Here is a 20,736-nt window from a genome sequence, read left to right as displayed (position 1 = left end):
TTGAAAGGGTCTTCACGATGGCCAAGCGCCCCCAACCTCCCGCGCCCGCCCCGAAACAGGGCGCCCCCGCAGCAGATCCCACCGACCTCCACGTCCTCCTGCGCGACCTCGGCCCTCTGTTTGCGGAACGCCCTCTCATCCCGGGTGAGGCCGAGGCCGATTATGACCTGCTGCTGTCGAAGGTCGCCGCCGCGGTGGCCCCGACCGACGCCATCGAGGAGCTTCGGGTCAAAGAGGTTACCGACCACACCTGGGACATCGAGCGCTGGAAGCGCCTGAAGGCCAGCCGTCTCATGGCCGCCCGCAAGAAAGGACTCGATCGGCTGATCACGGAAACCAACGGGCCCTATCTGCAGTCAGCCGAGCCGCTGAAGGCCGCCTACACCAGTGCCCTGCTCCAGGGCGACCCGGCAGCGGTCGAGACGTTCAACCGTCTCCTGGCCGAGCGCGGACTCGATCTAAACGCCGTCATGGCGATGGCCTTGTCGGAATGCCTGAGTGACATTGAGCGCTGCGATCGCCTCATCGCCAGTGCCGAAGCACGGCGCAACCGGGTTCTCCTCGAGATCGAGCGTCGGCGGGAGACCTTGGCCCGGTGGCAGCGCACCGTTGCCGAGCAGGTCACAGCCGTCTCCTACCGCAATGCCGGGCTGAACCAGAGGTAGGTGAGTGATGCCGTCATCCCGAAAGATCGCCGCGAACCGGGCCAACGCCCGGCGCAGCACCGGCCCCCGCACGGCGGGAGGCCGACTGCGGGCGAGCCTCAATGCGCTCAAGCACGGGCTGGCCGTGCCTACCTCGGCGCATCCGGCGCTGCAGCAGGACATCGATCACCTCGCCCGCGAGCTGGCAGATGAGGCCCAGGATGACCCGGTTGTGATGGTGCGGGCGCGCAAGGTGGCGGAAGCGGAGATCGATGTGCAGCGGGCGCGACGCGCCCGCTTGGAGCTGTTGCGTGTCTGGGACCTGAGCACCGGCAGGCCCGAACGGATCGTGCCGGTCGAAACCATGCCGGACTTCAAGCCTGTCCGCCAGGATCTCCAGAACCTGGCGCGAGTGGTGACCGACGAGGAGACAATGCGGGAGGTGAAGATGTTTCAGACCGTCGCCGAACAGCTCGAGCGCGTCGCGACCGTGTTCAAGGCGCTGCAGAAGATGGTTCCAGCGCCCATTTACACGACCTGGGATGACCTCTTTCGTCAACTGGAGCGCCTTGACCGGTATGAGCGCCGGGCGCGCTCCCGCCGCGACCGGGCCATCAAAGAGTTCGATTACATGAAAACTAAGGCCATGAGCATCTGAGGGCCGGATCCGCTCCGATCCCGGTCACCTGCTTCCCAACAATCCCTGGTAGCCCGGTCGAATGTCAATGCCGTTTCCGAACAGGACCGGGCCGGGTCCTTGCTTGAGGCTCAGGATCCTTAAATGCGCTCTTGAGAATTTTGTGGGGACTAGGTGGTCTGCTGCGACACTCAAAAGCCAAAGAACAGGATCCCGAGTGCTCGCTTGATTCCATCCTGATCAGCGGACAAGGAGCCGACGGGGCGTTGCAACTCACGGACCGGGATAGATGCCAGCTGGTAGCTCAACAGAAGGTAGTCAGTTCCCTTAACCCGGATCAGCGGTGTCAGCCCGGAGATGGTCATGGCCTTATCACCGGGAACCATGGGCGCGGCAACACGAACTGCCAGCCGCTCCAAGATGTCCGATTGCAGTTCGACCACATAGCCCTTGGTGCGGCCGACTCCGGCATAAACATCGAATTGCGCCATCAGAACTGCCTGAACTCATCCAGGATCAGGCCATCGCGCTCGATCATCGCATTGTGAGCATCCATGGCTTCCTTGTTCTCCTCCAGCCAACGGGCCGGCCGGGCTTCCGCCACCGACTGAGCCAACACGATCTCACAGGCTTGGGAAACATTGACCTGCAGGGCTTTTGCCTCAGCGACAAGCTCGACAGGGAGAGTGACATTCGTCGGACGCCGAACCCTCGCGTCTCCAGTGGGTCTAGGCATTGGGTACCTCCAGAGTGCATATGCGCCTTTTTTTTCTACGCATAAAACACGTAGGTAAAGCACCCCCCGAAACAGATGCCTTCACGTCATGACCCGAACGAATCTTCTATTGAGGAGCATGAATTAGCCTCCGTTTGCCCCCAGCAGATGCCCTGTGAGAATGCCTCTGTCGAAGCGCCAGTCCCTCTGCCCTGACGCGCATGACCTGGCTACACAGGGTCAGAAGACTGAGTTCCAGTTCGCAGGAGAGGACTTCGCCCCAAACCGACATCGCCTGAGCTAGCTGATGGCGGACAGCATGGGGCGACCGTGCTGCTTACGCGCACGGCGCCGCCGCAGGGTCGAGGATGAGGATCCGCATGGGCAGGCTTGCTCATGGCTCACCAAATGTGTACACATAAGAGTACACAAGGGAATCGTCATGGTTCAACCGCAAAAGGACAAGCAAATTCGGGTCGGAGTGCGTGAGTTGCGCGCGAACCTCAGCGGACTGCTCCGGCAAGCCCGCCAAGGCACCTCGTTCCTTGTCATGTCGCGTAACGAGATTATTGCCGAGATCCGCCCCCCCTCTGGTATGGAGCGCCCCCATCGGAGCCCAGGCATGTTGAAGGGCAAGATCCGCATGGCGGAGGACTTCAACCTGCTTCCCGACGACATCCTGTCCGCGATGGAAGGGAACGGAGGGTGAGGATCCTTCTCGATACTCACGCACTTCTCTGGTGGCTTGCGGGTGATCCGCGGATTGAGCACACGGCCCGGGACCTCATTGCCGATCCTGCGCACGACATCCTGGTCAGCATCGCCTCGTTGTGGGAGATTGTGGTGAAGATGCGGGTTGGAAAGCTCGAGGCCGACATCCGCGACATCACTGCCGCCATCAACGCTCAAGGCTTCGAAACCCTCGCGGTCCGCCCCGAGCATCTTGAGGAGCTCGTCCGTCTTCCGATGCACCATCGTGACCCGTTTGATCACCTGCTGATCGCCCAAGCCATCTGTGAAGGTCTCACTCTCCTTTCGGAAGACCAGCATGTGTCGGCATACCCGGTCGCCCATGTCACCTGCTCCAACAAGGATCCTTGACGGCTCCCGCCCTTTAAGGAGCGGAACTTCCGTGGCTCACGGCGCTACCGCGGTCAAGGAGCCGGCGACATGAGGGCCAAGGCGATGAAGTTTTGATGGCAACGGACGGAGCAGCACGAGCAACGTCCTGTGTCCGACCTTAACAACGACCGGCAGGACGGACATCATCCTAATCTCTTTCCCTCTCAAGCATTTCGGCGTTGTCGCTGCTTGGTTCTCCCGGCCCTGCCATCAGGCTGCCTCCCGGTGGAGCATGGAGCCCCTCGTCGTCTTACTTGCGCGGTACGATCCTGCCGGACAGGGTCCGCTTCCACGGGCTCGTCTTGCCGAACGGCAATGGCCGCTTCGACCCCCCTGCCCCAATGTGTCGGATCTTCTGCCGTTTGGCCTGCGCCGCACGACGATGATCGTCCCGGGTCTTGGCCCGCGCGCACACTTCATGGGCGGGCGCCATGTTGGCGAGTTCATCGGTGCCACCCAACTCCAGCGCGCGTAGGTGCTCGACAATCCAGCGCTCACGCACCCCATCGATTTTCCTCTCGCACAGCGCGCACACCCCTGCAGCTTGTTCCCAGACCCTGAGACGCCGATGCGCCGTCAACTTCCGTCGTGCCGTGGTGGCCAATTCCACGATCTCAACAAACGGCATCAGGCCCTCACTCCTCATGCTTAAAGACGGAGGGTCCGCTGCTGGATCGATCAGATGGAATGTCAGGCCCAAGCAGGTCGACCGCCTGCTGGACCAACCGGTCCCACTCACGACACACGTTCTGATATCGGACGAGCAGAGCGGCAAATGCCTGCTCGCGGTCCTCAGCAACGGGAACCAACCGGGCCTGCACGGCAAGCGAGGCGACGGTCAACGGTTCGGCACGAGTGACTTGGCTGCCGGGCTCAGCTTCAGCCTTGCCCGTCTGTGTTCGACGTGCTCTCGTCATCACAATCTCTCCAATTAGCCTGTTTAACGATATAACGTTAATTTGCGCTTGTCAATGAAACTTGCTCACTTGCCTCAGAACGAAGTCACGGCGCCCGTCACGGATGGCTCTCGCACTGGCTCCGGAAAATCACAGTTTTCATGGAAGGGTCATAGGCGCCGCAGGCGTCACCACCATCCATGCGGTGCATCTCCCCTTGGGGTTCCGATGCTCAGCGGTACTTGTGGCTCTCGGCATTGAGCAACGTTAGGGGTAGGCAGCCCGTCCTCTCCCCAAAACACCCGATCCATTTCGAACGGTGAACCATGCCCAACCAGAACAATCCCTGGGAAACACTGTCCTCCCGACGCTTCTACGAGAGCCGCTATGTCGACGTCGACCAGGACGAGGTCCGGCATCGGTCTGGCAAGGTTCATGCCTATACAGCGCTTCGTTTCCGCATTTACGGCATCGCCGTGCTCCCCATCTTCGAGGACGGCAGCACCTGTCTGATCGGGCAGTACCGCTATGTGCCCCAGCGCTACACCTGGGAACTGCCCCGAGGTTCAGGACCGAAGGTAACAGATCCACTCGAGACAGCCCGACGGGAGCTTCAGGAGGAAACCGGCGCTCGTGGAGGCCAATGGCTTGAGGTAGCCCGTCTCATGGTCTCTCCGGGCATCACAGATGAACTGGCTCCCTGCTTTGTGGCTTGGGATCTGGAGCAAGGGCCAGCCCACCCGGATCCCCAGGAGGACTTGTCGGTCCGCCGGGTGTCATTCCAGGAGGCTGTCGCCGAGTGCCTGAACGGCACGATCTGCGACGCCCCGAGCGTGGCCACGATCCTGGCGGTGCAGACCCGACTGCTTCAAGGCGGACTGCCTGAGGACCTGCTGCGGCGCTTGCGCTAAGAGGACGGACAAGCGACAGCGCATCCATCTTCGACCATGCCGACGACCACCAGAACGGCACGAAACCCATCTGCCGAGATCAAAAGGCAAGCCTTTTGAACACGTTGATACCTCACCACGCTGCGTCCGTTAACCACAACCGCAGATCGACCGGAACACCACCGCCTGTCCCCAAGTCAGTAGGAAGGCTGTCTTGCAATTTTGAGCGGGGCAGTTAAGAGTTTGCTAGTTTCGTTTCGTCCGTTGGGACCAATAATGTACTTAGTCGACCAGAACGACGCACAGGGCGGGGGCGCCTCCAACAGCAAGACCTGTGTTGCGACAGTGATTGCCTGCAGGAGTTCCGTGTTTCGCGCGGGCCTACGGCAGATGCTCTCGGGATCGCCATTTATGGTGCTGGATGAGGCATTCGATGGCAGCTCAGGCCTACCCTCCCCTCCGGAAACCATCCCCGTGCTGGCCGTGATCGACGGTGACTACTACGGCGCTCTCCTTCCTGAGGTCATCACTCAGCTGAAGGCCCAGTGCCCCCGCGCGCGCATCGCCGTGCTGGCCGAGCGTTTTGAGCCGGCATCTGTGCTCCACGCTCACAGTGCCGGTGCCACCGGCTTCCTGTCCACAGCCACAAGCACTGACGGGCTTGCCATGTCACTTCAGTTGCTCATGCATGGCCAGACGCTGTTCCCGGCCGACATGGTGTTGGGAATGATGAGCGCACTAGCGCACACCGCGAAACATCAAGCCGCTGGCCAAGTTGTGCCGCTCAAGCAGGGCTCGGCTCCCACTGGCGAGTTCTCGCATCGCGAACTGGAGATCCTGCGGGGCCTGCGCGATGGCGCCCCCAACAAAGCAATCGCACGCAAGCTCGATGTCGCAGAAGTGACAGTCAAACTGCACGTGAAGTCGCTTCTGAAGAAGATTGGCGCAGAGAACCGCACCCGTGCTGCGATCTGGGCGGCAGAGTACCTCAGCCAGCAGAGCGAAATCGCATCAGCGCAGGCCGAATGTCACTAGCGCGGAGCCTTGCCCATCGCAAGATGCGGTGGGCCTCAGAGAAGACCCGACCACATCAGCAACTGCTCGAGTTTCCCGCTCGAAACGCGCTTACCGATGCCGTCCATTCAATCGGCCAGCCCCTCGCCCTCGCGACGAGCTCTCGTCAGCACGCGCCGCAGGTGCTCATCGAGTTGCGTTAGATCGGCTGCGACCCTGTCGATGACACGCATTGAGGTGAAGCGTTGTGCGAGAGCGGTGATAAAACGCCTCGTTCGAGGATCGCCGGAGCTGCCGTACAAAAGCAAACGCACTCCGGGTGAGCAACACCGAGTGTGCGCACCTCATTTTGACACACTGTGTTCGCAACGCCTTTACCCGACCAACTCAAGCGGTTGCACCTCTCACGGCCCATCCTTCTGGTGTCGTTAGCGTGTGATGCAATGCGGCTCTACCTCCTAAGGGTAATTGTTCAGGTCCGCGCGCTTTGGTTAATCACCACGCTCAAGAGCACCGAGATGCTCTTCGTGAAAACAATTCTTCGACACCGGGGAGTAGCCGTGTTCGCTCTTGATGATGAGGATAAGGAGATCCGCGCTCATAACCTGATCAGAACATCGGCAGCCCGCTTCCTCGACTGGATTGGCCTGCTCTGCGCCTTTCTGCTTCTCGGGTGCGCGCTCCTGATCGCTAATCAATGAAGGATCCCGTCTTCCTACTTAATGGGATGAACTCCACTGCGCTTGGTCCACTTAGCTGTTGGAGTGGCCCTACTCCCTCCAGCAGTTGCACCTCTTCGATCTTGATCTTTAGCGGCGTTGGCCGGCCGAGGAAGCCAATGAGCGCTCGGATCTGCCCGGTGGCCTGGACTCACGCCACGTTGCTCATAGGGACGTGAACCTGCCCGGGCGTCAGTTGCCCAGCTGTGCAAGGAGTGAGGTTCAAAACTGATGCCATCGGCCGCCGAATGGTTTCAGTGTCCTCCCGTCCTCACCCGATCAACATTGCTATAGATGCTGTCGAACTCAGCCATGGCGCGTCCGATACGGCAGCACGCGGCCTTCAGCAGTGGGTTGGCCTATCCAGATTTTCCAAGACGCCAGCAGTGCGTGGCGCAGCAATTCCCGCACACGTGAGCAAGTGGACGGATGCGAACCGGCGCAGCGCTCCGGCCTTACATTACGGATCTGCCCTTCCCTGCCTCCACGGGCACAGCGCTGTCGATCGCCACCCATCCCACATCATGGCGCGGGCATGGCACCAGGTAGACGCAGCCGCCTTCGATCTGCGTGACCTGACACTCGATTGCCCTTTGATCCCCCGGCGGGCGATGAACAACAATGCTGCCGACCTCGAGCTTGTTGTTGGGAGCTTCGTCAGAACCCTCACTGGCCACACTCTCACGCGACTGCTCAATCACTGGGACATCAGCCGCTTGCGGATCAGTTCTCACCCGATCCAGAGCCGCTATCGCCACCCGCGCCCGGTCGCGATAGCGCTCGCACACATTCCTCAATAATCCACCCGACGTGCGTCCGGGATACCAAGACACGCCCCCGACCTTTGCCATCTCCTGGGCGACGTATTCGATTTCATCCTCAGTCATTCCTTGCCCCATCCGTTTGAGCGTTTCTATTGCTCAACTGCCGCTCGACCACAAGGCCATTGTTCAGCGGGTCGAGACATCAATCGCAACCATCTTACCTGCCAATTTATCCTAAGGGATATGACTAGCAATATCCTGAAGGTTAGTCGCTCCATCCCAGTAGACTGGGTAAATATCCCTGTGCAGCAGTCACCCCGAACCGCTGAAATGCTATCCATTAATCACGGGCCGTAACAGAACGGCGCTTGAAAGTATTCCAGCAAGTATGCAAGGGGGCGACTGTGGCGGACATCAGCGACTATAAGTATGTATACATGGTGAAGAAGAATGGCCCGAGTTATCAAGTCGTGCCTGCATCGTCGACTTCAGTCCCTCAGCCCAGTTACCGAGATGTCGACGTGGTAGACAGTGGAACTGCTGTAGGCGACGATAAAACCACACTAACTTCAAACGACGTGCTTACATTCAATAAGTCCGACGGGACGCCCGTGGGGCCATCATATACCTACGTTGGCACAGCGGACGGCGGCTTTATCGCGCAAGTTAAGGGTCAGGACTATCTGCTCTTCACAAATACACCGATCGAAACTACGGGCACGAAGACTCTTAATGTGAGTTCGGGCGTCCCGACTCCCGTTTGCTTCCTGCCAGGCACGCAAATCGCAACCCCGGAGGGCGAGACTTCTGTAGAAGCACTGCAACACGGGGATTTGGTCAAGACAGCCGACGGTCGCACTGTCGCTGTACGCTGGGTTGGCCGCCAGACGATTTCCACCCGTTTTGCGGACCCGCTTCGTGTCAATCCGATCTGCATCAAGGCGGGCGCTCTGGCCGAGAACGTGCCCTCACGCGATCTCTACGTCTCTCCCGATCACGCTATCTTGGTCGATGATATCCTGGTCCATGCCAGCGCGCTCGTGAACGGCACCTCGATTGTGCGCGCTCCCGCTCCGGCGAAAACCTTCACCTACTACCACGTCGAACTCGCCGATCACTCGCTGCTGCTCGCCGACAACGTCCCGGCTGAAAGCTTCATCGACAACGTCGACCGGCTTGCCTTCGACAACTGGGATGAGCACGAGGCTCTGGGCGAGGAATCGGCCCCGCTGGTCGAGATGGCCTATCCGCGCGCCAAGGCAGCCCGGCAGGTTCCGGTCGCCATCCGCGAGCGCCTCGCAGCCCGCGCCCAGGCTCTGTTTGGTTCTCTGGCGACGCAAGCCGCGTAATTGCTTCGCAGCTTAATGCAACCAGTGGAGTGGAGCCCGCTCAGAGCTCCACTCCCTGCGACCCAGCAGATGTGTCTGTTCTATCAACGCTGAATGCGTTCGGTAGCTCAAGGCGAGTGCTGCATATCACATTCGTGATCTCCAAACGCTTACCTGCCCTCCCGGGCGCGTATTCTCTTAGCGCCTGACCGGACTGCAGCCTCACCTTTGTAGAGCTCCATGATTGCCAAGGTCATGTCGTGACAACAACGGCCTCAGGGCTAGTGCCGCAAGCGCCCCCACAAAGTCCCTCGAAGGTAAAGTTGTTGAGAGCGAGCGCGACCATGAGCGTTTTTCGCCGACTGAACGTGTGGCAATGGTCGTGGCTCGCAGTCACCATTGTAAGCTTTATCTCTCTCGGGTTGATCTATCCTCTGACCATCGTACACCAAACCAACCCCGGTCGGGACGCCTTCCGGGAAGTGCTTCTGCGGGAGCTCCAATCAGAGAAGTGCATACCTTACATCAGCCGCCCTCTCGCTGAGCTGCCAGAGCCCGCGAGTACCTCGTCCGGTGTGGATTGCAGTGCTATCTACTTCAGCCGGCGGGCAGATGGCCAGGATATCCACCCCTATTCCATCACCGTCTATGACTCCAAAGAGTCGGCCCGCAAGTTGAGACGCCTGTGTGGATTAATAGCGCTGTATGGCTGCCTGACCTTGGCCGCATCAGCCTTGCTCTATTTCGTCAGCCTTTCCCTCGTTCGATTCATGCGGAGATCCAACTCAATCTGAGGCGGAGTCGGACCGAGCACATCCGTGCTGTGACCAGGCGACCAGCACCACAGCCATGTCGAACGGCTTGCGAGGGCGGCCTCTTCGCGAGGTAGAGACGTCCAGGGCTCATCCACTCCGAACCTACCGTGGTCGGCTCCTTAATCGGGACAATCCGAGACGGGTTCATAGGATGTCGATCTGCCTCCGCAGCCGAACGGCTCGATCGTTGTCGAACGCCAGGTAATCCTCATGGTTCGGGTTTAGGTACGATACTCCCAGGGGACGCACCGGTTGCGGTGATGCCGCCGACATCACCGCTCAAACGAGGCTCCCTGCACGACGAATGCATGCTGGACCTCTGCGGAAGTAGTAGAATATAAAGGAAAAACTCCGATTGTGAGGCGCTCCACGGGTTCTTAGCCCAAATCAGGGGCGGCAGCGGGATGATGAGATGAGTGGTACAGCCAACGCCTCCCATGGGCCTGCCCGTGAGCCCAACGCCCGACAGCCGGTGGCCTTGAGTCCCCAGGCGCTCACGACACTCCTCAACAACGTGCCGGGCGTGATCTACACAGCCGATCCCACATCACCCTGGTCCCCGATCCTGATCAGTGACGGCGCCAAAGACCTGACGGGTTACGCCGCCGATGATTTCACCAGCGGGCGGATCGCCTGGGCGGGGATCACCCACCCGGAGGACCTGGACAAATTGCAGCGTGCCGTCCAGCGCGCTTACGAAAGCCGTCACTTGTTCGCAGTCGATTACCGGATCAGGACTCGCGACGGCGGAGTGCGATGGGTTCTGAACCGCGGCCGGTTCGTGTGCGACCCGACGGGAGAGCCGGTCAGCCTGGAAGGCTTTGTCACTGATCTGACCGAGCAGCGGCAGGCGGAGGCGCGCGCCAAATGGGTGATGTTCCACGACACTCTCACACAACTGCCCAACCGGGAGCTGTTCCAGACGGCCCTCCGTACAGCCGTGGCGCAGGGCGACCAAGATGCGGGTATCGGATTGCTGCTGCTGGATCTGGATCATCTCAAACAGGTCAACGACACCGTCGGCTATGATGCCGGTGACCTTGTCCTGCGAACGACGGCGCATCGGTTACGCACCCTCTTCGAGAATACCGATGCCGTGGCGCGCATTGGCGGAGATGAGTTTGCGATCATCCTGCCGCGGGTCACCTCCGAGCAGGATCTGAAAGCCGTCGCTCAAACCCTCCTTGAACGCCTAGCGGAGCCCTTCTCCTGCAAAGGCCAGATGCTGGATTGCTGCGCCAGCATTGGCGCAAGCCTTCTGCCGGCGCATGCGCACGACACGACAGACCTCCTCCGGCAAGCCGGCATTGCGCTTGATGTGGCGAAAGCCAAGGGGCGCAGCGCCACCGTCATGTATGCACCCGCCATGCGAGCGGACGTCGAGCATCGCGCGACAATGCTCAGCAATGCGCGCGGTGCCATCACGGAGCGGCGCATCACGCCGTATTACCAGCCGAAGGTTTGTCTCAGGTCCGGTCGCCTGACCGGGTTTGAGGCTCTGCTGCGCTGGCGCAATCCGCAGGGACACGTGGAAGCCCCTGTCAGCCTTCAGGCCGCGTTCGAGGATGCTCGTCTGGCTTCGGGCATCGGACGTCAGGTGCTGGCCGCCGTGATCGAGGACATGCAGGCCTGGCTGGAGGCCGGCGTCGATTTCAGTCACGTGGCCATCAACGCAGCACCGGCCGAATTCCGGAGCGGCCGCTTCGCCGAGCAGGTGCTTGAGGGCCTCAGAACAGCGGGCGTTCCAACCCGTTGCCTGGAGATCGAGGTCACAGAAAGCGTCTTCCTCGGGCACAGTGCTGACGATATCGTCCGGGCGCTGGAAACCCTGAGCTCAGCAGGTGTCAGGATCGCCTTGGATGATTTCGGAACCGGCCATGCGTCCTTTCTGCATCTGCGGCAAAACCCAGTGGATGTAATCAAGATCGACCGATCCTTCATCCGCAATCTGCCGAGCAGTTCTGAGGATGTGGCGATCCTGGCGGCGTTATTGGATCTGGGAAAAAAGCTCGGCCTGACAACCGTGGCCGAAGGAATCGAAACTCCCGTGCAGGCCGAATACCTGCGGATGGCGGGTTGCGGCCAAGGCCAGGGATACCTGTTTGGCAAGCCTGCGCCCCGGAGCTCCGTTGTTAACCTGATTGCATCCTGGGCACCACCGGTCGCGCTCTCTCGGCCGAGGCGATCCGGCTTCCTGTAGAGCCGAAAAGGAGACCCGTCCTTTGGTCCCTTCGCGTTGACGGGCGCTTCTACTGTACGAGCAGACCGGCAAAGCCAAAACGCGCTCGGATCAACCAGCACCACCATCTGTGATGCTCTTGCTACACCAGGCGCCCTGACGTGCTTCTTAAGGTAATTTTGTTACATTAATTGAGAGGCGGCAAGCTGTTTTGGCAGAACGAAGCCACTCGGACACCTCCGGCGAGAACAGAACCAAGGATTGTTGCATCAGTTCAAATGCTTTCTGCTTGCTTGCGACTACGAACTGGTAACGCCCTTCTGAACGTTCCTGATGAGCTGCGTGGATCCCTTTGTTCGACTCACAATCCGGCTGTGGCAACTGTCCCGGCGACGTCTCACGCGTCGTGAACTGGTGCTTTACGTGATCGTCATCACGCTGACTCTCGCGATCGGTCTGATCGAGTGGGCGGGCTACTGGCCGGAGAGCTGGAGGGTTCAACGAACCGGCATGCCGAAGATCACCGCACCATGATGATTGCTTTACCGGTCAATGTCCTAGACCGTCCGGGAAACGCGGACGGTCACTGGTCAGGCTAAAGGGTCGCGCCCGAAGGCGCGACCCCATCTGTTTGATCACAGCTCCTTACTTAGCCAAGTGGATCCGGTCCCGTCCCCACGACCTCATCGAGAACCAAGATGTTGTCGGCCGTGAGGGTGTGCAGGCCACGGATCTCGATCTTGAAGTCCGCAACTCCATCCCCTGTGACATCGCCGATGACGTAGGTGGCGTTGTTGTCGTGGAAGTGCCTGACGTGGCCGAAGTCGACGCGGTTGCTCACTGCCCCCAAGCCCTCAACAAACACGAGGCTCTGGTGTCCGTTTTGATCGGGGCGGGCATCGATCGCGCTCAGATCGAGCGTGTCGCTGCTCTCCCAGCCGGTGATCACATCGCGCTGCGTTGCGGCTATTCCGCTGTCCGCCGCGCTGGTGAGCACGAAGGTGTCAGCTCCCGTTCCGCCCGAGAGCGTGTCCTTACCACCCAGACCCACCAGGATGTCGGCTCCGGCCGTGCCGGTCAGGGCATTGCCCGTCCCAGTTCCCATCACCACCGCTTGGCTCGAGATCACTGTCTCCAGAGTACCACCACCATCGGTATAGCTGGCTACGGCCCGTACCGGCCGCAGATCCGTCGGCTGGTAGCTCTCACCGGTGGCACTGGCGAGGTTGGTCCAGCCGGAGCCGGTCCATGCCTGCCACTGGTAGGTGACCGCGCCCAAACCGTCGCCGTCCTGCAGCGTATGCGAGGCTGTCAGCGTGCCTGGAGCCGACTGGGACACTCCCACCGCAACCCCGCCCGTAGGAGCGAAGTCGTTGACCGGCAGCAGGTCGAGGGTGGCACTGGCCGGCTTAGTCAGACCCCCGTCCGAGACCGTGTAGGTGAAGGTCACACCTGTGGTGTCGTTGGCGGCCGGCGTGAACGTCCAGGTGCCGTTGCCGTTGTTGACCAGATTGCCCGAGGAGGCCTGCAGGTTCTGGATCGACAGCGGGTGGAGATCGGGATCACTCCAGCCCTGCAGCAACTGGGCTGCCGTGAGGGTAATGGCGGTGTCCTCGTTGCTTGCGTTCAGAACGATGGAGCTTGGGCCGGTCGGTGCCCGGTTGGCCAGAACCCCGAGGATGTTGGCTGCTGTCAGGGTGTGCAGGCCACGGATGTCGATCTTGAAGTCGCCGATCCCGTCACCTGTGACATCGCCCACCACATAGGTGTTACCGTTGTCGTGGAAGTACTTCACCTGACCAGCCGCCACGGAGTTGCTCACCGCCCCCTGGCCCGCAAAGACGAAGCTCTGGTGCCCGGCCTGAGTGCTGGCGTCAATGGCGCTCAGATCGATCCTGTCGCTGCTCTCCCAATCGCTGATCACATCACGCTCAGTCGACCCCATGCCACTGTCGGCTGCACTGGTGAACACGAAGGTGTCAGCGCCGATCCCACCGGTGAGCGTGTCCTTGCCCAAGCCGCCGGTAAGCGTGTCATCGCCCCCGTTGCCGCGCAGCACGTCATTGCCACCCAGCCCCAGAACGATGTCCCGGCCAGCCAAGCCCGTCAGCGTGTTGGTTGCATCAGAGCCATAGACTGCCATCTGGTCGGAGGGGATGAGGTGTGTGAATCCGCCACCGTCCACGTAGGTCGCCGCAACACGTAGATTACGTCCGACCTCGTCCGGCCCAGGCGTAAACGTTGTCCCAGTCGCGCCCCCAATGTTCGTCCAGGTTCCACCGATCAACGCCTGCCATTGGTACGTGACTGAGCCAGCTCCGTCGGGATCGTTTCCGATGCTGTTGGCAACGAAGAGCGCTCCCGTATCAGCCTGATACCCCAGAGTGACTGTACCAGTATGTGCTTCGTTGACATTCTGTACATCAACCGTGATCTGCTGCGTGTCGACCCGGACGCCATCGGTCACTGCCACAGTTAACGCAAAGGTTGTTCCCAAGGCTTTCAGGGCCTCGTAGTTCGGCGTGCTGGCAAGAGTGATGCGTCCGGTGCCCTGGTCAATCACAAACAGACCGCGCTCATTGCCACCTGTGATGGACCATTTCAGTCCCACCGGCGGCGGATTTGTGTCCACATCGACCAAAAGAGTGCCGGCCGGGGTGTTCTCGTCCACCGTAAGCGCTATCGGTTCTCCTCCATTGGTGATGATGTTGAGCGGGGTGTTCAGGAGTTCCCGGACGCTGACATTGCCATCCGCAAACTTCAGGACTTCAACGTTCCGCAGCTTGTCCACGCCATCCGAGACCCGGGTGTCGACACCGGCCGGGAGATTGGCCGGGTCAAAGCCCGTGTGGCTGACGATGATCGAGCCATTGTCGCCCAGGGTGATGCTGTAGTTGCCCTTCACATCCCAGAAGACGGCCGTATCGATGTCCCCCATCCCATCATCCTTGACGACCTCGCGGACAATCGAGAGCTGGCCTGGGTTGAGGGTCCGGCTGAGCATCAGGGCGTCGAGGGTCTTGCCGCCGAACTGCGCCACGGCGCCGGCAACAGGAGCCCCGTCCTTGTAGTCCACCTCCCGGTAGACCTTCTGGGCCATGCCGTCAGCTGTGTAGACCTCATTACCGACCGTGATGCGGATCCGCACGTTCAGCCAGCTGTCGCCATCGATGAGATCGTTGCCACCGCGACCTTCGATGAGGTCGCTGCCGCCGCCGCCGAGCAGGATGTTGCCGTCGTCGAAGGCGATTTGCGCCTCAAGATCGCCCGCTACTGGCGCGGCCGCCCAGTTGCCCAGCAGGTCACGGAGTCCCGAGATCCGGTTGACGCCCGCCTGGGTCAGTTCATGCCTGACCATCGTGTTCTCAGCGGCGGCAAGGTTGGGGTTCTCGCCCGGCTCCGGCTCCTCGTTCGGATCGGGATCCCCCCGGTTGTCGCCCTTCAGGACGTCGTTCTTGTCCCAGCCGGAGAGCGCCTCGACCGCATCGAAGCGGTCGCGCAGGATATCCTGCTCGTCCGTGGTGAAGATCGGCCGGGTCAGGTCGGAATCCGCCGCCTCCTGGTTGCCCTTGTGGATCGCCCAGTCGAAGCCCCACATGCCCTCGTTGCGCATGACGCTTTCGCCCTGGACCATGATGTCGTCGCCGGATTCGGCGTCGAAATCATGCTCGTTGTTGCCGGCGAACATCACGTCGTGGCCGATGATGGTGGAGTTGAAGTTCAGCTCCGAGTTGTCGCCGGCCGTGGTGTCGAAGCCGTTGCCCGCCTCGATCCAGTCGTCGCCCTCGTTGCCGAGGAGGAAGTCGCCGCCCTCGCCGCCCAGGATGAAGTCGTTGCCGAGACCACCAAAGGCCTCCTTGCCATCAGGGCCGGTGATGAGGAAATCCTGCCCCTCGTTGCCGAACACCAGCGCCAGGCCGCTGCCGGCATGGATCACGTCGTTGCCCTCCTCGCCGTGGAACATATCGACTTCGCCGATATCTGTGCCGGAGTTGGTGATGATGTCGTCACCCTTGCCGCCGTGGATCTTGTCGACCCCGTAGCCAGCCTCGATCTTGTCGTCACCGTCGCGGCCCCACACCGAGTCGTCACCGCCGCCGGCCACGATGGTATCATTGCCATTGGTGCCCTGGATCAGCACGTGGTCGTTGGTGTTGACGCGGATGTACTCGGCCACACCGTCGTTGTTCGCGTCTCTGCGCTCAACCAGCGGCGACAGTGCCTCAAGCCACGGATCTTCCTGCACGGGATCAGAGTAGCCGAACTTCGTCTGCATGGCTTTATCCATGTAGAGGACATGGTCCGGCACCGAGAAGATGTCGCCCGGCAGCGCATAACCCGTCTCGCCGAGGTCGGTGTTGTTCAGCACCATCTTGGCGAACGAGTTGTTTTCCAGCTCGTTCAGGAAGTTCAGGCCTTGGACGCGCGACAGGTAGTAGAAGCGATCAGCATTTTGAAGGTTCTCGAGCTGGAGCTCGAAGATGAACGAGAAGGTCGACCCGAGCATGCCGCCGAAAGCCATCTTCTTCTCGGCCAAGCCGCCAACCCAGAGATCGACATACTCCAACCCGCCCAGGGATGAGCGTCCCGCGAGCGGACCGGTCGTCTCCACGGCAGCATAGGAACCGGTGGCATTCAGGAAGTGGTGGCGGTCGGTATAGGTCACGCCGTGAATCGTGACGCCGTCACCATCATTACCGTCCCCGAACACCAAAGCCATGGCGGCTTCACGCTTCGCAGCCACTGTGGTCGCGGCCGTGATTGCTGGATGCGTTCCGTAAGCTGCAATGAAGTTAACGATCGAAGCCGGGTTCTTGAGGTTAAGCGCGAAGTCTGTCCAGCTGGCATAAGCATCTAGCTGGCTGTCACCGTTGGCAGCCTGTTGGAACTGACGACGGGCTTCGTTCAGAGGTGGCATGCCGGTTTCGCGACCACGGGCGATGTTGAGCGCTGCGAGATCGAGCGGGATGCCGACGAGCTGGTTGCGCAGCACATCGGTCACAAATTCGTCGATTTCATTGCCAACCTGGCTGGTCATGCCGCGAACGATGGCGCCCGCAGCTTGGTCGTGGGTGAGGGTAACAGTGCCTTGCGCATTCGAAGCGCCGAACTTCAGCGGGTTCAGGAAGGCATCGAACAGATCCATGCTGGCATCGCTGCCGTTGGCGTTAGTTGCAGCCACCTCCTGATTCAGCATGGAGTGGCCGAAGCGGTACACCACATGAGCGAACTCGGCGAAGATATTCGGGTTGATGTCCACCGACGGGTTGAACACGAAGGCGTCCACGTCCGGCTGGACCTTGCGGGCGAATTCCTCGAACACGAGGTGCTGGTACTGCATCTCAGTGGTGAAACGGGCCGCCTGGAAAAGGCGCTCGCCATCCCAGGTGAGGGTCTTGGCAAAGGTCTCAATCGCTGCCGCATCATCGGCTGGCGGCAGGACGGTGCCCGCCGGCAGGTCGACCAGCAGCCACTCGTTGAGGAAGGAAAGATCGCCGGACTCAATGGCCCGGAACTGCACTTGCTCAACGGTGTGATTGTGCTCGGAATGAAACACGTGGTGAACCGCGGACAGGCCGATGTTCTCGTTGCCGCGCCCGTCGCCCGTGATGTAGTGCGAGTCGAGCTTCTCGTCGTCGTAGAAACGCGAGAGCGGGATGTACTGGGGGTTGGCCGCGCTGACCGGAAGAGCCGGGTTGAAGTCCGGGTTGAGGGCGCCTAGGTAGCGTTGGTTGGTGGAGCTTTCGGGCAGATCAGCGTTGAAGTTCGGATTGGCGACCAGGGTCTGGCCGACGCCGAGGGCGTTATCGTCATCCGCGTACATCTTCTGACCGCGGTCGTTGATCGTCTTGGCGTCATGTGCGATGTCGTCAAGGAAGGCGTGGTTGGTGCGCACGGACGGGAAGGTGCTGATCGGGGAGGACGGGTTGCCCTCCTCGAGCACATCATCGCCGCCGCCAAACTTCTGGTCGGCGCCGAGGCTTCGGATGATCTGCGGGAAGCCGTTCTCGCCACGCACGAACTCACCGTATTCGTCCATGACGAACATCGGGATGTTGGTGACGTCGGCATCGGTGAGCTCAATGCCCAGCATTGTGCGGGCCTGCTCCTTGACGTCGGCCCAGGTGGCAAGGCCGCGATCACCCTCGAGAAGCCTGCCGGTTGAGACGGGCTTGCCGTCGACCATGGCGTACTCGCGCAGGAAGAGTTGGTGCGAGGCGTTCGAGGTGTAGGTCTGGTTCTGGTCGACCCACGGGGTGGTCAGGTTCTCACCACCGTTGGCGGTGCGTGTGAGCACCATGAAATTCGTGCGCGGGCTGGCCGGGTTGTAGAGCGGGTCATCCGGCGAGAGCGGGATATAAACGGTTCCGCCGGCCTTCGACACGAGATCAAGGCCATGGTCGAAGAACTGACCAAACAGCGTAAACCAGCCATTGTACGAGGCCGACAGGCCCTCGTCCGGGGCGACGTTCGGAATTACGACGGATTTTCCGTCCATCTCGACGCCGTGCTTCGCCAGAGCGGCGTCCAGATTCGACTGGGTGCCCGTTCCGTTCTTGACGGCCAGGTAGGCACTCCTGATCTCATTGATTGCGGTGGTCTGCTTCGCGCCGGTGATCCCCGCATAGGTGAGCGCAGCGCTGATCGCGGCAGGGTTCTCCAACGTCTGATCGACAATCAGGTTCGAGATGAGGCGTGGGTCGGCATCGACGACATCCCCCTGCTGACCATAATTGTTGTTGTTGCCGGCCACATAGCCGGCCGGCATCGCATCGTCACCCTCGTTGCGGTAGAACGGGTCGGTGATCTGCGGGAACGGATTATCGGCGGCACCCCACTGGTCGCGGCCTTCCATCATGTTGTTGTAGCTGCCGTCGACCGTGCGAAGGCCGTAGGGCGATAGAGGAGCCGGAATGGCGAGCGGATCGTTCGGGTTCGTCGAAATGTTGCCGTTCGCATCAATACGGATCTGGTTCAGCGGTGTGCCTGCCGAGTGGGCCTCCGCGATTTTGATCTGCTTCAGGATGAATTCCAGATCGTGCTTGACGATATGCACCATGGCGGTTCCCCGTTCCCTGCTGAGCCCATTGCGGGCGTTAAACACCGTTGCAGATTGGCAGGAAGGGAAAGGTGCCCGCCACTGCCGAAGGGCGGAGAGCAGCCGTGCTGAAGTCTGAGGGATCCGGGACCAGAGGTTGGTTTTGACTGCGACAATGGTCTGAGGCTTTGGTCGGACCTGTGCAGCAGGCTTGAATACGTTTGAACGCTGCCCGACCTGATCAGCGTCCTACTCTGCCGCTGACACACCAGCTCACCGGTGACACTCTTGCGGCAGCGCCGCAATGTGGAGGCGCCTTCGCTGCCACCCGTCGCTGTCACCCAGTCAGATCCAGCCTATGTCCATAAGCTCTCACGTCGTCTGCCGGAGCGGTCCCGAAGTAAAGTGTATCGAGAGGCCTGGTAAGCCTTCGGCTTACACGTAGTCTACAAACCGGTCAGAAGAGCGTCGCTGCAATGCAGTCTCTCGACACGTGACTACGTTCAGCGTTATCTCGATCTCGTTAGGTTCAGGTGAGCCGCGGTCGATGCCTTCGCCCACTACGGCGAAGTGTGGCATGCTTGATCCTGTGGAACGACCTTACAGGACGAAGTCCGCTTCCACGGGTTGTCCTTCTTAAGGTCAGAGGCCGTTGCCATGGCGGGTAGACAGGTGACGCAAGCCGCGGCAGGGTTGCCGCCTCAGGGATTGCAACCCGGTACGTCCCCTTGCTTGAGAAGTCGTCGACCAACTGCTCAAATCACGAAGAGGTCGTCGTACTTCAGGGAGAGGCCCTTCTTAAGCTGCGCGAACTCGACGGCCTTGCCCTTGCCGGAGCCGTCCGCATCGTAGGAGAGAACACCGGTCTTCTTGTTGTAGATGACGTAGTCGTCTCGGTCCTTGGCCTTGCTGCCGATGGTGAAGAAGCCCTTCTTCAGTTGGACCGGTGCGGCATCCATGCCGGGACCAAGCTTCTTGAAGACAGCATTGTCGAGCCAGATGCTGTCATCCTTGCTGTTGAAGTCAGTGATCTTGTCCCTGTTCGTCTTGCTCGGCTTGGTGTTGAACACGAAGGCGTCCTTGCCCGGGCCACCAATCAGCGTGTCGATCCCAAGGCCGCCATTCAGCTTGTCATGGCCGGATCCACCCTGAACCATGTTCCTGCCCTTATCCCCGGTGGTCACGAGATCGAAGGTGCTGATCGTGAAGCTCGTGCGGATCCCGACGGCCTTCAAATCTGCGGGAAGGTAGGTGCGTTCGTTGCCGGCAGCATCGACCACATAGACGCTGAGGATGCCGTATGGTCCGGGCTCAGACGACCGTGACAGGTTCCACTGAAGCGTAGAGCGGCCATCGCTGAATGGATCAAGCATTCCGTCAAAATTCAGGGTATCGCTCACCCATGTCTGGCTATCGGCCTCGAAGTGAGTCACGGGGCGGCTCAGCCAGACCTGGACAGCCGTGACGCCCGTTCCGTTTGTGTCGCCTGCGCCGACGCTGAGCGGGACGGCGCGATCCACGCCGTCGAGGTAAATGGTTGCAGGGAGGTTCAACGACGTGAGAACGGGTGCGATTGTGTCGGCCATCTCTTAGCATTCCTGTTCGCTGCCGAGTGAATTATCAGGGAACAGTCGCGGCTCCGCCACGGACGAAGGTCGGACACAGCGGCGTTGCACACTCCGTCAAGGCTGGACTTTGATTGGTCCTTGATTGGGCTTGGTGGCGTCAGGAGTAGCGCCTTAGTGGTCGTCTCAGCGGCAGGAAGACGATCGGGAGTTCGCCCCCTCCTCTCGGTCATCTTTCTTGATTACCTCAGCAGCTTCATTGTGCCGATACACGGCGCAGAGCTGCAGCATGAGCGGCTATTCCCCGTCAGATGGGAAACGACCGGGATCGCGGCATGGTTGCTTTGATCTGCCGCCAAGCCAAGTTTGTTTAACGTAATTTTATTGCAACAAATGCAGCTTCTGGCAT

The 20,736-nt window shown here is 60.6% G+C and carries 17 protein-coding genes; 10 read left to right on the top strand and 7 right to left on the bottom strand.

Going from position 1 to position 20,736, the window contains the following annotated elements; genetic code table 11:
- Positions 1–17: 17 nt before the first annotated feature.
- Positions 18–665, top strand: coding sequence for a hypothetical protein (locus tag JKL45_RS22565; protein ID WP_201863941.1), 648 nt, complete (start codon positions 18–20; stop codon positions 663–665).
- A 7-nt stretch (positions 666–672) separates the two neighbouring features.
- Positions 673–1,302, top strand: a complete 630-nt coding sequence (locus tag JKL45_RS22560) for a hypothetical protein (RefSeq protein ID WP_201863939.1) — start codon at positions 673–675, stop codon at positions 1,300–1,302.
- 170 nt (positions 1,303–1,472) lie between these two features.
- Here JKL45_RS22560 and JKL45_RS22555 read toward each other — a convergent pair whose 3' ends face one another.
- Entirely contained in the window at positions 1,473–1,772 is a 300-nt protein-coding gene (locus tag JKL45_RS22555) for a CcdB family protein (RefSeq protein ID WP_201863937.1), read from the bottom strand.
- A complete protein-coding gene (locus JKL45_RS22550) occupies positions 1,772–2,017 on the bottom strand; it encodes a type II toxin-antitoxin system CcdA family antitoxin (RefSeq protein WP_201863935.1) in 246 nt (81 codons plus the stop codon). Before JKL45_RS22550 ends, JKL45_RS22555 begins: the two co-directional genes overlap by 1 nt.
- Positions 2,018–2,438: 421 nt before the next feature.
- Here JKL45_RS22550 and JKL45_RS22545 point away from each other — a divergent pair, with 421 nt between their 5' ends.
- Together JKL45_RS22545 and JKL45_RS22540 are read left to right on the top strand one after the other, a co-directional pair.
- Complete coding sequence (locus JKL45_RS22545; RefSeq protein WP_201863933.1) at positions 2,439–2,705, top strand: type II toxin-antitoxin system Phd/YefM family antitoxin; 267 nt, start codon at positions 2,439–2,441, stop codon at positions 2,703–2,705.
- Positions 2,702–3,097, top strand: coding sequence for a type II toxin-antitoxin system VapC family toxin (locus JKL45_RS22540; RefSeq protein ID WP_201863930.1), 396 nt, complete (start codon positions 2,702–2,704; stop codon positions 3,095–3,097). The genes JKL45_RS22545 and JKL45_RS22540 overlap by 4 nt, the downstream gene beginning before the upstream one ends.
- Positions 3,098–3,368: 271 nt before the next feature.
- Here JKL45_RS22540 and JKL45_RS22535 read toward each other — a convergent pair whose 3' ends face one another.
- Both JKL45_RS22535 and JKL45_RS22530 read right to left on the bottom strand, forming a co-directional pair.
- Positions 3,369–3,746: an HNH endonuclease gene (locus JKL45_RS22535; RefSeq protein ID WP_201863928.1), complete on the bottom strand. Its 378-nt coding sequence runs from the start codon at positions 3,744–3,746 to the stop codon at positions 3,369–3,371.
- A gap of 7 nt (positions 3,747–3,753) precedes the next feature.
- Entirely contained in the window at positions 3,754–4,035 is a 282-nt protein-coding gene (locus JKL45_RS22530; RefSeq protein WP_201863926.1) for a hypothetical protein, read from the bottom strand.
- Positions 4,036–4,340: 305 nt separating this feature from the next.
- Between JKL45_RS22530 and JKL45_RS22525 the strand changes: the two genes are divergently transcribed.
- The 3 genes from JKL45_RS22525 to JKL45_RS22515 all read left to right on the top strand — a co-directional run bounded on the left by JKL45_RS22525 (position 4,341) and on the right by JKL45_RS22515 (position 6,619).
- The gene (locus tag JKL45_RS22525) at positions 4,341–4,925 is read left to right on the top strand and encodes an NUDIX domain-containing protein (protein ID WP_201863924.1); all 585 of its coding nucleotides are present in this window, start codon (positions 4,341–4,343) and stop codon (positions 4,923–4,925) included.
- Positions 4,926–5,315: 390 nt separating this feature from the next.
- The gene (locus JKL45_RS22520; protein WP_201863922.1) at positions 5,316–5,939 is read left to right on the top strand and encodes a LuxR C-terminal-related transcriptional regulator; all 624 of its coding nucleotides are present in this window, start codon (positions 5,316–5,318) and stop codon (positions 5,937–5,939) included.
- Between the two features lie 422 nt (positions 5,940–6,361).
- Positions 6,362–6,619, top strand: a complete 258-nt coding sequence (locus tag JKL45_RS22515) for a hypothetical protein (protein ID WP_201863920.1) — start codon at positions 6,362–6,364, stop codon at positions 6,617–6,619.
- A gap of 473 nt (positions 6,620–7,092) precedes the next feature.
- On the opposite strand, the gene JKL45_RS22510 is transcribed toward JKL45_RS22515, so the two are convergent.
- Complete coding sequence (locus JKL45_RS22510) at positions 7,093–7,524, bottom strand: hypothetical protein (RefSeq protein WP_210345868.1); 432 nt, start codon at positions 7,522–7,524, stop codon at positions 7,093–7,095.
- A 314-nt stretch (positions 7,525–7,838) separates the two neighbouring features.
- Between JKL45_RS22510 and JKL45_RS22505 the strand changes: the two genes are divergently transcribed.
- The 3 genes from JKL45_RS22505 (at position 7,839) to JKL45_RS22495 (ending at position 12,257) form a co-directional block, all read left to right on the top strand.
- Entirely contained in the window at positions 7,839–8,750 is a 912-nt protein-coding gene (locus JKL45_RS22505) for a Hint domain-containing protein (RefSeq protein WP_201863958.1), read from the top strand.
- Positions 8,751–9,956: 1,206 nt separating this feature from the next.
- Positions 9,957–11,744, top strand: a complete 1,788-nt coding sequence (locus JKL45_RS22500; RefSeq protein WP_201863918.1) for a putative bifunctional diguanylate cyclase/phosphodiesterase — start codon at positions 9,957–9,959, stop codon at positions 11,742–11,744.
- A 321-nt stretch (positions 11,745–12,065) separates the two neighbouring features.
- Entirely contained in the window at positions 12,066–12,257 is a 192-nt protein-coding gene (locus tag JKL45_RS22495) for a phage tail protein (RefSeq protein WP_201863916.1), read from the top strand.
- Positions 12,258–12,372: 115 nt separating this feature from the next.
- On the opposite strand, the gene JKL45_RS22490 is transcribed toward JKL45_RS22495, so the two are convergent.
- Together JKL45_RS22490 and JKL45_RS22485 are read right to left on the bottom strand one after the other, a co-directional pair.
- On the bottom strand, positions 12,373–18,783 hold the full coding sequence (locus tag JKL45_RS22490) for a peroxidase family protein (RefSeq protein ID WP_201863914.1): 6,411 nt from the start codon (positions 18,781–18,783) through the stop codon (positions 12,373–12,375).
- A gap of 734 nt (positions 18,784–19,517) precedes the next feature.
- Positions 19,518–20,348, bottom strand: a complete 831-nt coding sequence (locus tag JKL45_RS22485) for a M10 family metallopeptidase C-terminal domain-containing protein (RefSeq protein ID WP_201863913.1) — start codon at positions 20,346–20,348, stop codon at positions 19,518–19,520.
- Between the last annotated feature and the right edge of the window lie 388 nt (positions 20,349–20,736).

It is taken from the genome of Microvirga soli (assembly GCF_016734765.1).
Taxonomy (GTDB): Bacteria; Pseudomonadota; Alphaproteobacteria; order Rhizobiales; family Beijerinckiaceae; genus Microvirga; species Microvirga soli.
The sequence above is the reverse complement of the archived record's forward strand: the minus strand, read 5'-3'. Positions and strand labels throughout refer to the sequence as shown.

What these genes read in the sequence shown, in the direction of transcription:
- JKL45_RS22565 (WP_201863941.1), top strand. Translation starts at nt 18, where the DNA reads ATGGCCAAGCGCCCCCAACCTCCCGCGCCCGCCCCGAAACAGGGCGCC.
- JKL45_RS22560 (WP_201863939.1), top strand. Translation starts at nt 673, where the DNA reads ATGCCGTCATCCCGAAAGATCGCCGCGAACCGGGCCAACGCCCGGCGC.
- JKL45_RS22555 (WP_201863937.1), bottom strand. Translation starts at nt 1,772, where the DNA reads ATGGCGCAATTCGATGTTTATGCCGGAGTCGGCCGCACCAAGGGCTAT.
- JKL45_RS22550 (WP_201863935.1), bottom strand. Translation starts at nt 2,017, where the DNA reads ATGCCTAGACCCACTGGAGACGCGAGGGTTCGGCGTCCGACGAATGTC.
- JKL45_RS22545 (WP_201863933.1), top strand. Translation starts at nt 2,439, where the DNA reads ATGGTTCAACCGCAAAAGGACAAGCAAATTCGGGTCGGAGTGCGTGAG.
- JKL45_RS22535 (WP_201863928.1), bottom strand. Translation starts at nt 3,746, where the DNA reads ATGCCGTTTGTTGAGATCGTGGAATTGGCCACCACGGCACGACGGAAG.
- JKL45_RS22530 (WP_201863926.1), bottom strand. Translation starts at nt 4,035, where the DNA reads ATGACGAGAGCACGTCGAACACAGACGGGCAAGGCTGAAGCTGAGCCC.
- JKL45_RS22525 (WP_201863924.1), top strand. Translation starts at nt 4,341, where the DNA reads ATGCCCAACCAGAACAATCCCTGGGAAACACTGTCCTCCCGACGCTTC.
- JKL45_RS22520 (WP_201863922.1), top strand. Translation starts at nt 5,316, where the DNA reads ATGGTGCTGGATGAGGCATTCGATGGCAGCTCAGGCCTACCCTCCCCT.
- JKL45_RS22515 (WP_201863920.1), top strand. Translation starts at nt 6,362, where the DNA reads ATGCGGCTCTACCTCCTAAGGGTAATTGTTCAGGTCCGCGCGCTTTGG.
- JKL45_RS22510 (WP_210345868.1), bottom strand. Translation starts at nt 7,524, where the DNA reads ATGACTGAGGATGAAATCGAATACGTCGCCCAGGAGATGGCAAAGGTC.
- JKL45_RS22505 (WP_201863958.1), top strand. Translation starts at nt 7,839, where the DNA reads ATGGTGAAGAAGAATGGCCCGAGTTATCAAGTCGTGCCTGCATCGTCG.
- JKL45_RS22500 (WP_201863918.1), top strand. Translation starts at nt 9,957, where the DNA reads ATGAGTGGTACAGCCAACGCCTCCCATGGGCCTGCCCGTGAGCCCAAC.
- JKL45_RS22490 (WP_201863914.1), bottom strand. Translation starts at nt 18,783, where the DNA reads ATGGTGCATATCGTCAAGCACGATCTGGAATTCATCCTGAAGCAGATC.
- JKL45_RS22485 (WP_201863913.1), bottom strand. Translation starts at nt 20,348, where the DNA reads ATGGCCGACACAATCGCACCCGTTCTCACGTCGTTGAACCTCCCTGCA.